This window comes from Corallococcus llansteffanensis (assembly GCF_003612055.1).
GTDB classification, from domain to species: domain Bacteria; phylum Myxococcota; class Myxococcia; order Myxococcales; family Myxococcaceae; genus Corallococcus; species Corallococcus llansteffanensis.
The window spans coordinates 1-9228 of record NZ_RAWB01000399.1; the positions used below are offsets into that span (position 1 = coordinate 1).

General features: G+C 70.5%; 8 protein-coding genes. 2 read left to right on the forward strand and 6 right to left on the reverse strand.

The window, feature by feature from the left end; translation table 11 throughout:
* Nucleotides 1-3269: protein kinase domain-containing protein (locus tag D7V93_RS29700; protein ID WP_147451396.1), on the forward strand; the 3269-nt coding region annotated here is incomplete at its 5' end.
* On the opposite strand, the gene D7V93_RS29705 is transcribed toward D7V93_RS29700, so the two are convergent.
* Together D7V93_RS29705 and D7V93_RS29710 are read right to left on the reverse strand one after the other, a co-directional pair.
* Nucleotides 3235-3699 carry a hypothetical protein gene (locus tag D7V93_RS29705; protein WP_147451397.1) on the reverse strand — a complete coding sequence of 155 codons (465 nt, stop codon included), beginning with the start codon at nucleotides 3697-3699 and terminating at the stop codon, nucleotides 3235-3237. The two genes, D7V93_RS29700 and D7V93_RS29705, sit on opposite strands and share 35 nt — an antisense overlap.
* A 179-nt stretch (nucleotides 3700-3878) precedes the next feature.
* Nucleotides 3879-4754, reverse strand: coding sequence for a GNAT family N-acetyltransferase (locus D7V93_RS29710; protein WP_120646598.1), 876 nt, complete (start codon nucleotides 4752-4754; stop codon nucleotides 3879-3881).
* An 82-nt stretch (nucleotides 4755-4836) separates the two neighbouring features.
* Here D7V93_RS29710 and D7V93_RS29715 point away from each other — a divergent pair, with 82 nt between their 5' ends.
* The gene (locus tag D7V93_RS29715) at nucleotides 4837-5301 is read left to right on the forward strand and encodes a cupin domain-containing protein (RefSeq protein WP_120646599.1); all 465 of its coding nucleotides are present in this window, start codon (nucleotides 4837-4839) and stop codon (nucleotides 5299-5301) included.
* Between the two features lie 19 nt (nucleotides 5302-5320).
* On the opposite strand, the gene D7V93_RS29720 is transcribed toward D7V93_RS29715, so the two are convergent.
* The 4 genes from D7V93_RS29720 to D7V93_RS29735 form a co-directional block, all read right to left on the reverse strand.
* Nucleotides 5321-6118, reverse strand: coding sequence for a LytR/AlgR family response regulator transcription factor (locus D7V93_RS29720; RefSeq protein ID WP_120646600.1), 798 nt, complete (start codon nucleotides 6116-6118; stop codon nucleotides 5321-5323).
* The gene (locus tag D7V93_RS29725) at nucleotides 6115-7203 is read right to left on the reverse strand and encodes a sensor histidine kinase (RefSeq protein ID WP_147451398.1); all 1089 of its coding nucleotides are present in this window, start codon (nucleotides 7201-7203) and stop codon (nucleotides 6115-6117) included. The genes D7V93_RS29720 and D7V93_RS29725 overlap by 4 nt, the downstream gene beginning before the upstream one ends.
* 151 nt (nucleotides 7204-7354) lie before the next feature.
* Nucleotides 7355-8224 (reverse strand): TolB family protein, encoded by an 870-nt coding sequence (locus D7V93_RS29730; RefSeq protein WP_244237593.1) that lies wholly within the window; start codon nucleotides 8222-8224, stop codon nucleotides 7355-7357.
* Nucleotides 8225-8352: 128 nt separating this feature from the next.
* Entirely contained in the window at nucleotides 8353-9132 is a 780-nt protein-coding gene (locus D7V93_RS29735) for a LytR/AlgR family response regulator transcription factor (RefSeq protein WP_120646603.1), read from the reverse strand.
* Nucleotides 9133-9228: the final 96 nt, after the last annotated feature.

Here is a 9228-nt window from a genome sequence, read left to right on the forward strand (position 1 = left end):
GCGGGATGGGGCGCGTGTTCCTGGCCTGGGATCCGCGGCTGCACCGCCACGTGGCCCTCAAGTTCGTCCGCGACGACGATGAGGTGAACACCCGCCGCTTCATCTCCGAGGCGCGCGCCCAGGCCAAGGTGCAGCACGAGCGCGTGTGCCAAGTGTACGAGGTCGGCCACGTCGACGGGAAGGTCTTCATCGCGATGCAGTACATCGACGGCCAGCCGCTGAGCGCCCTGGTGCGCTCGCTCACCGTCGAGCAGAAGGCCCTGGTGATGCGCGAGGCCGCCCTGGGGGTGCATGAGGCCCACCGCGTGGGGCTCATCCACCGGGACATCAAGCCCTCCAACATCATGGTCGAGCGCGCCGAGGACGGAACGCCCCGGCCCTACGTGATGGACTTCGGGCTGGCGCGGGACTGGAACGAGTCCCTGACGGCCACGGGCGCGGTGCTGGGCACGCCCCACTACATGGCCCCGGAGCAGGCGCGCGGGGAGGTGAGCCGGCTGGACCGCCGCGCGGACGTCTACAGCCTGGGCGCCAGCCTCTACTTCCTCCTCACCGGGCAGGTCCCCATCCCGGGGGACAACGGCCTGGAGGTGCTCACCAACATCCCCACCGTGGAGCCGAAGGCGCCGCGCCTGTTCGAGCCGGGCCTGCCGGCGGACCTGGAGGCCATCGCCCTCAAGTGCCTGGAGAAGGAGCGCTCCGCCCGCTACGACTCGGCGCGCGCCCTCGCGGAGGATCTGGAGCGCTTCCTGTCCGGCGAACCCGTGCTGGCACGCACCGGCTTCGGGTACCCGCTGCGCAAGCGGTTGCGCAAGCACCGGGTCCTGGCCTCCGTGAGCGCCGCCGCGCTGCTCGCCGTGATGGTGGCGCTGGGCTGGGGCGCCCTGGCCCGCCGCGAGGCCGCCGAGCGGGAGCGGATCGCCCAGCGATTCACCGAGCTGGTGGAACACATCGAGTCCAGGGTCCGCTACTCCGCGCTCTCGCGCCTGCATGACACCCGCGAGGATCGCCGGGCCCTCCAGGCGGAGATGGCGGAGCTGGCGGCCGAGATCGAACGAGCGGGTCCGCGGGCCCTGGGCCCCGGGCAGTACGCGCTGGGGCGCGGCCACCTCGCGCTGGGAGACGAGCCGAAGGCGCAGGAGCTCCTCGAGTCCGCGTGGCGCAATGGCTTCCACGCTCCCCGCGCCGCGTACGCGCTCGCCCTCGTGACGGGCCGGCGCTACCAGCAGCAGCTCCTGGACGCGCAGCGGATCCGCGGCCGGGAGCTGCGGGAGGCCTCCACGCGTGACGCGGAGCGCCTCTACCGCGATCCGGCGCTCGCGTGGCTCAAGCAGAGCGAGGGCGCTCAGGTGCCCTCGGCGGAATACGTGGCGGCGCTGGTCGCCTTCTATGAGGGGCGCTTCGACGAGGCCCTGTCCCTGCTGGAGGGCGTCAGCAGCAGGCTGCCCTGGTTCCATGAGCTGCCCATGTTGCGCGGCAGCATCCTCGAGGCCCGGGCCTTCCAGCGCTGGAACCAGGGCAACCTCGAGGGGGCTCGCGCCGACCTGGAAGCGGGACGCAAGGACTACGCCGCCGCCGCCGCCACCGCCGAGAGCGAGCCCGCCGTATACCTGGCCCTGTCGCGGCTGGAGACCGGCGCGATGGCGATGGAGCTGTATGGGAAGGGAGACGTGATGCCCTCCTACAGCCGGGCCCTGGACGCACTCTCGCGCTGCCTCACCGTCCTGCCGGACGACGCTCCGTGCCTGGTCCGGATGGCGCGCGTGCACCACCGGCTGGCCGAGTTCCGACTCACCCAGGGAGGCGATGGGGCGGAGCCCCTCGCAAAGGCCATCGAGGCGGCTCAACGCGCCCGGGCCATGGCCCCCACGCTTTCGGACGCCACGCTCAATCTGGCGCGGAGCACCTGGCTCCAGGCGCGCTACCGCTTCGAGCGGGGCGAGGATCCCCGCGAGCTGCTCGGGAGGGCCGCCGCGTTGTTCGAGAGCATCCTCGTGGCGGACCGGGACCGCGCCTTCCACGGGGACTCCGGCCTGGTCTTCACGACGTGGGCGGACTACGAGGATCAGGTGGGCGCGGACTCCCGGGGCCACAGGGACCAGGCCATCCGCGCCTACGAGGCGGCCATCGCCCTGGACCCGCGCATCCCGGAGGACTGGATCAACCTGGGCAGCGAGCTCTTCTCCCGGGCGGCCCTCCCGCACAACGCGGAGGCGGATCAGGATCTCCAGAAGGCCGCGGGGGCGCTCGAGAAGGCGCGGGCCCTCAACCCCCAGCACATGGTGCCGTACTTCTATTCGGGCCAGGTGCACGAGCAGCTGGCCCGGCGGCGGCGGCGTCGCGGAGAGGATCCCCGGCCCGACCTGGAGCACGCCGTGGAGCAGTACCGGCGGGGGCTCGCCATCAACCCGCGCATCCCCAACCTTCACAACGGCACCGGGGTGGCGCTCCTGCTGCAAGCCGAGGAGGTCTGGAGCCGGGGAGGAGACCCCCTGCCGGTGCTCGAACAGGCCCGGGCTTCCTTCGAGCAGGCCATCGCTGTCGCGCCGGGACAGGGCTTCGCGTATGCCAACCTGGGCTCACTGCTCGCCCGGCGCGGCGGCTACCTGCTCGCGCGGGGCGAGGACCCCCGTCCGAGCGGGCGCGAGGCCCGGGAGGCCGTGAGACGTGGCCTCGAGCGGATGCCGGGCGCCGCGTGGCTCCGAGGCCTGCTGGGCACGGTGCATGTCCTCCAGGCCCGTTTTGAAGTGGATCACGGACGCGACCCCGGGGCCGAGCTCGCGGGGGCCCTGGAGGAACTCCACGCCGCGCTGGAGAAGAACCCCCGGGATGCGGAGCCGTGGCTCCAGCTTGGCAAGGCGCAGGCGCTCCAGGCCCGCTGGACGGCGCGGCGCGGGCCGGTTCCACCCGAGGCCCTGAGCGAGGCCGCGAAGTCCTTCGAGAAGGCCATCACGCTGTCACCGGAGGAGCCGGAGTATCGCCTGGAGGCTGGCCGCTTCTACCTCCAGGGGGCGGAGCGGCTGAAGCTCCAGCGGGGGCTCGAACTCGCCGAACAGGTCCTGAAGGCCCGGCCGGACTGGCCCGTGGGCATGGCCCTGCATGCCAGCCTTCGCCTGGCGCTGGCCGAAACCGCCAGCCCCGAGGACCCGCGCGCCTGGCGGCGTCAGGCCCTGGAGGAGCTGACCCAGGCCCTCACGCGCAATCCGAACCTCGGCCACGAGTGGAGTGGCCTGCTCACCGTCGCCCGGCGAGCAAGCCCTGAGCCGTGAGCTGCGCATGCAGGCCGTCGCCAAGGTCGCCTGACACGTTGATCTTCCCGGAGGAGGTCGGCTGATCCCGGTAGCCGTGGCGTGCCGTGCCCTGATCCTTCCCGGAGTCGTGGGCCTGAGCGGGCGATGATTCCGGAATCGTAAACACATACAGAAGCGAATGCTTCTTCTTTGATTCAGGGTCTTTCAGGCTGGCGGAGCAGGGGAAGAAGTACGAGGTCACTCCTTTTTCACTGAGCTGGGAGACGGGGCTCATCTTGAGCTCGACCTCCTCCTGCAACGTCAGGATGGAGACGGGAGCCAGGGAGCCTTCCGCGACCATGACCTGGAAGGTGAAGGTCCATCCGCTGGGGAGGGTGATCGTGGGGGGAGGCCGGCTCGAGGTCGTGAGGTCGATGACGATGACGATGTCTTCGGGGATGCTTGCCATGGTTCGCTCCAGGTCTTCCCCAGAAGCCTTCCTGGGGCACTGCTCCTCCATTCAAGCGGAATGCCAGCCATGAAGCCCGTGACATCCAGCGCAACCGCGCCGCGACATGCCGCTGTCCGCTCAGGGCTCCTTTGGGATCAGCTCCAGCTCCTTGACGCGCCGGTTCAAGGCCCGCCTGGTCACGTGTGCGCCATCACGGGGAAGCGGTGGGCCTCACGCGACAGGGGCAGGTCGCGCACGAACAGGTCCGCTTCCAGGTCCTCGCCGGCCTCCGTCGCCTCCGGCCACCAGCGCTCCGGAGTGAAGCCGAAGTGGATGGAGCGGATGGGCCGGTCGATCAAGCGCGGGATCCAGGCGCGCAGGTCGAAGGGCCCAGGGGCGAAGACGTCATCGAGGTACAGCGTGTCGCCCTCCACACCCGCGAAGACCCACGCATCGTCCCCCAGTCGCCGCAAGGGCCGCCCGAACCCGCTGGCTGGCTGCCAGGTCGCGACCGTCGCGTAGCCGCGCGCGCCGAAGCGCTCCGTCGCCGGGAGCCCGTCGCGGGAGAGCGCGGCGAGCCCGGCCCGCACCGCCGCATCCCCCGGATCGAGCGTGGGCGCGGGTGGGCCTTCAGGCACGGCCTCGTGCGCGGCGGCGAACAGCGTCTGCTTCCAGGGCTGGAACCCGAAGCGCGGATAGAACTGACGCACCCTGGGGTTGGCGAACAGCAGCATCGGTTCGGCACCGCACGCGTCCAGCGCGGCCTGCATCACCCCTCGCGCCAGACCCCGCCCGCGATGTGAGGGAATGCACCCCACGGCCCCGAACTGCCAGGCCCGCACCTCCTGTCCCTCCAGGAGGATCCGCATCCGCATCACCGAGGCATTGGCCACCACGCGGCCGTCCTCGAGCATCGCGTACGCGCGGTAGTCGTCGTTCCACTCGCCCCACGCGCACCAACGCCGGAAGTCGGCACGGCCGAACACCTGGGGCACGTAGTCGCAGAACGCGGCCTGCAGCGCGGAGTCACGAGGACCGATTTCGATGACTGGCGGAGCGCGGTTCAAGCCCATGCGCGAACTGTCGCACGGGTGGACCGCACCGGGTCAATGCTCGCTGGACTGTCAGGCGCGTTCCCCTAGTGTGGCCTCCACGATGAAGAAGATCGACCTCGCCGCCGTGCCCTCCCAGAGTGGCAGCAGCTATCCGTCACCTTTCGACGTGCCCTGCAATGCACAAACCTTCCAGCGACTGGGGCGCCACGCGGGCCTGACCCGGTTCGGCGTCAACGTGACGGTCCTCGAACCCGGCGCGTGGTCCAGTCAGCGCCACTGGCACAGCCACGAGGACGAGTTCATCTGGGTGCTGGAGGGCGAGCTGACGCTGGTCACCAATGCGGGCGAGGAGGTGTTGCGTCCGGGCGACTGCGTCGCCTTCAGGCTCGGTGACCCGGATGGCCACCACCTGATCAACAAGTCCGGCCGCCCGGCCAGGGTGCTCGAGGTCGGCAACTCCGACGACCAGGACCGCTGCGCGTACTCGGACATCGACATGGTCGCCGGGCCGGGCGTCGCGAGGTACCGCCACCGGGATGGAACGCCCTATCCCGCGAAGGAATAGGGACGAGCGGGCCCGCGGATCAACGCAGGTGCTGGAACTTCTCGCGGTGGCTTCGCGCGACCTTGAGTTCGGCGCCGCCGGTGAGCACCACGACCAGCTCCCTGCGGCCCTCGCTGCGCAGCTCGCGGATGCGCCGCGAGTTGACGATGGCCGAGCGGTGGATGCGCATGAAGCACTCCGGATCCAGCCGCGCCTCCAGGCTCTGCATCGTCTCGCGGTGGAGGTACGCCTTCCCGCCCGCGTGGATCTGCACGTAGTAGTCGGCGGCCTCAATGTATTCGATCTCGTCCACGTCGAGGAACACCACCCGGCCCGTGTCGCGGATGGCCAGCCTGCGCACCCATGGCTCGGGCGCGGGCGTCGGGACCGGCGCGCCATCGCGCTCCCCATAGGTCGAGAGCACGGACAGCAGCCGCTGGCTGAGGTCCGACATGCGCGTCAGGCGGATCTGCGCCTTGGCGCGGCCGACTGCGTCGTGGAAGCGCTCGTCGCCAAAGGGCTTGAGCAGGTAGTCGAGCGCGTGGATGTCGAAGGCGCGCAGCGCGTAGCGATCATACGCGGTGACGAAGATGACGGCGGGGACCTCGGCGGGGTCCAGGTGGGCCAGCACCTCGAAGCCGTTGAGCTCCGGCATCTGCACGTCGAGCAGCACCAGGTCGGGCCGCTGCTCCCGGATGAGCCGCACGGCCTCCGGCCCGTTGCCGGCCTCGCCCACCACGCGGATCTCCGGGTCGCTGGCGAGCAGCAGGCACAGCCCCTCGCGGGCCAGGGGCTCGTCATCCACGACGAGCGTGCGGATGCACGCGGATGCATTCATGCCGCGCTCGCCGCTGGCGAGGAGGACTCGAAGGGCAGCTCCATGCGCGCACGCACGCCGCCACCGGCCCGGTTCTCCAGCGTGAACACGTGCCGGTCGCCGTAGAGCTGGTGCAGGCGGGCACGCACGTTGGCGACACCAATGCAGCCGTCACGGGTGTCCCAGCCGGGACACAGCCCGGGCCCGTCATCGAGCACCTCCAACAGCAACCGAGCCCCGTCCCTGGACGCGCGCAGCTCCACGCATCCAGCGCCCGAACGCGTGGCGAGCCCGTGCTTGAGGGCGTTCTCCACCAGCGGCTGGAGGATGAGGTGGGGCACCAGCGCGCCGAGCGTGACCGGGTCGATGGCGCGCACCACCTGGAGCCGGTCCGGGAAGCGGGTCTGCTCGATGTCGAGGTAGCGCTCCAGGAAGTCGAGGTCCTCGTGGAGGGGGACGTGCTGGCGGCCACTGGTGTTGAGGGCCATGCGCAGCAGCTCGCTCACGCCGGTGAGCATGCGGATGGAGCCGGCGGTGTCCTGCTTGCGCACCAGGACGGAGATGGCGTTGAGCGTGTTGAAGAGGAAGTGCGGGTGGAGCTGGGCGCGCAGGGCGTCGAGCCTCGCATGCGCCAGCCGCGTCTCCAGTTGGGACTGGGCCAGCTCTCCCTCGCGGTAGCGGCGGTGGTAGTCGAGCGCGTGGCCGACGGCGAGGATGCCGCCGTAGACGAGCAGGTCGTTGACGAAGAACTTCACCAGCAGGAGGGGCAGGATCTTGCCGAGGGAGTTCTCCAGGTACCACGGCTCCTTCGCGGCCCGGGACAGGAAGTAGGCGAGGATCCCGTGGGGGACGAGCAGCGCCAACAGCGCCGTCAGGTGAACCGCGAGACCTCGGGCCCAGACGCCCCGCTCCAGGCGCCAGCGCCGTCCGAGCGCGAGGATGAGCGGGGTCACGAAGGCCCAGAACTGCCACTGCGGCACATGCATCATCAGCGCCCGGCTCAGGGGATAGGTGGGATCCCGGGCCTGCCAATAAAAGTAGGTGTGGCTCGAGTAGACGAGCCCTGGCAGGGCCCAGATGAGCATGAGCCGGAGCAGGCGACGCAAGAGGGGAGAGGAGGAGTCCACGGCAGGGCCGATGCTACCTCTTCGCCCGGGAGCCCCGGCGGGCCGGTGCAGCCAAGGGGCTCCGGCGTGCAGCCAACGGGCCGTCGCGGCACCGAACCGCAAGGTCCGGCCCGCGACGCCTTGAAAGGGCTCAGCGCCAGAGGCAGCGCGTGTCGAGCTGGTAGAAGTCCGAGGGCGTGAAGGGGTCCCACGTCTGCCGCACGAAGTAGAGGTGGCTCAGGTCGCGGCTCACCAGGGGGTGGAACTCATCCTTCGCCGTGTTCACGGAGGGCCCGAGGTTGACGGCCTGGGTCCAGGTGCCCGTGAGGTTGAAGCTCACGTAGAGGTCCCCCAGCCCGTACCCACCGGGGCGGTTCAGCGAGGCGAAGACCATGACCCGCCCGTCCGGAGACACCCAGGGGTTGTACTCCCACGAGTCAGGGCTGTTCACCGCGGGGCCCAGGTTCTCCGGCGCGGTGTAGTGGTTGCCCTGGCGCCGGACGCGATACATCTCGAAGTCCGTGTCGAACGTGCCGCTCGCGAAGTAGACCGTCCCGTCGCGGGTCACGCTCGGGTACAGCTCCTCCTTCGGCGTGTTCACGAGCGGGCCCAGGTGCTGGGGCTCCCCCCATCCGCCCCGGACGCGGTGCACCACCCAGAGGTCGGTGTCAGGGCGCTCGGCGCCGCCGTTCACGGGGCGGGTGGACGAGTAGAAGAGCGACTGCCCATCCGGCGAGAGGAACGGATCCGAGTCCCTGTACGTGCCGGAGAACGACACCACCTCACCGGGGCCGAAGTGCCCGTTCTGGAGGTGGGTGACGTAGATGGCCTGGTACGGCGGCGTCTCCGAGTCGACGTGGTAGTACGCCGTCTTCCCGTCCGCGGAGAGCGCGAGCCGGTACTCCGAGCGCTCCTCCAGGGAGATCTCCCCGGGCGCGAAGAGGCTGCCTCCGGGCTCGCACTCCTGGGCCCCGACGGTGCCGGACACCGTCACCGCGGAGACGGCGAGGAGGAGGTTCATGGACCACTGCCTGGCGAATCGATGCATGTGCATCTCCTTTGTTGAAGGCACCGTCACCCGGCGGCGGCGAGGGGGTCCAAGGAGATGTGACGAACCGTGGAGGGTCTGGGACGAACGGTGGAAGCCGCCTACGTCGACAGCTCCAACGCACGCTGCACCTGCGCGCGATAGCTGCGGCCCGAGGTCAGCCGGGTGCCGTCCCGCAGCACGAACACGTACTCACCGGGGGGAAGCGGCTCCACCTCCTCGATGCGATCCAGCCGCACGATGAACGAGCGGTGCGCGCGCAGGAACTGCTTCGGGTCGAGCTTCTCCTCCAGCGCGGCCATCGTCTCGCGCGTGAGGTGCGACTGCTTCCCCACGTGCACGGCGACGTAGTTCCCCTCCGCCGTCAGGTAGTCGATGTCCTCCACCTGGAGGAAGCGCATGCGCCAGCCCACCCGGGCCACGAGCCGCGTCACGTAGGGCGTCGGGGCCTGACGCAGCGTCAGGGACTCCAGCCGCGCGAGCAGCTCCGAGTCCAGGGTGGACGGTGCGGTGCGCCGACGGTCGCGCGCCCGCGCGAGGCTTGCGCGGAAGCGCTCCCGGTCGAATGGCTTGAGCAGGTAGTCGAGCGCGTTGGCCTCGAACGCCTGCACCGCGAAGTCACGGTGGGCCGTCACGAAGATGACCGCGGGCGTGTGCTCGGGAGCAAGCGCCCGGAGGACGCCGAAGCCGTCCGGCCCCGGCATCTGCACGTCCAGGAGGACCAGGTCCGGACGCTCGGCGCCAATGGCCGCGATGGCCTCGTGGCCGTTGCGGCACTCCCCCACGAGGGCCATGTCGGGCGCTTCGGCCAGCAGGTCCTTCAGGCGCTGGCGGGCGAGCGGCTCGTCGTCGACGATGAGCACGCGCAGGGGGGCGCTCACGGGGACGGCTCCGCGCGGAAGGGGATGGCGAGCGCCACCGTCGTGCCGCCGCCCACGGCGTCCCGGAGCTCCAGCCGCTGGGCGCCGCCATAGAGC

Coding starts and splice junctions, on each gene's coding strand:
- D7V93_RS29730 (WP_244237593.1), bottom strand. CDS start 8,224: ATGAACCTCCTCCTCGCCGTCTCCGCGGTGACGGTGTCCGGCACCGTC.
- D7V93_RS29720 (WP_120646600.1), bottom strand. CDS start 6,118: ATGAATGCATCCGCGTGCATCCGCACGCTCGTCGTGGATGACGAGCCC.
- D7V93_RS29710 (WP_120646598.1), bottom strand. CDS start 4,754: ATGGGCTTGAACCGCGCTCCGCCAGTCATCGAAATCGGTCCTCGTGAC.
- D7V93_RS29715 (WP_120646599.1), top strand. CDS start 4,837: ATGAAGAAGATCGACCTCGCCGCCGTGCCCTCCCAGAGTGGCAGCAGC.
- D7V93_RS29705 (WP_147451397.1), bottom strand. CDS start 3,699: ATGGCAAGCATCCCCGAAGACATCGTCATCGTCATCGACCTCACGACC.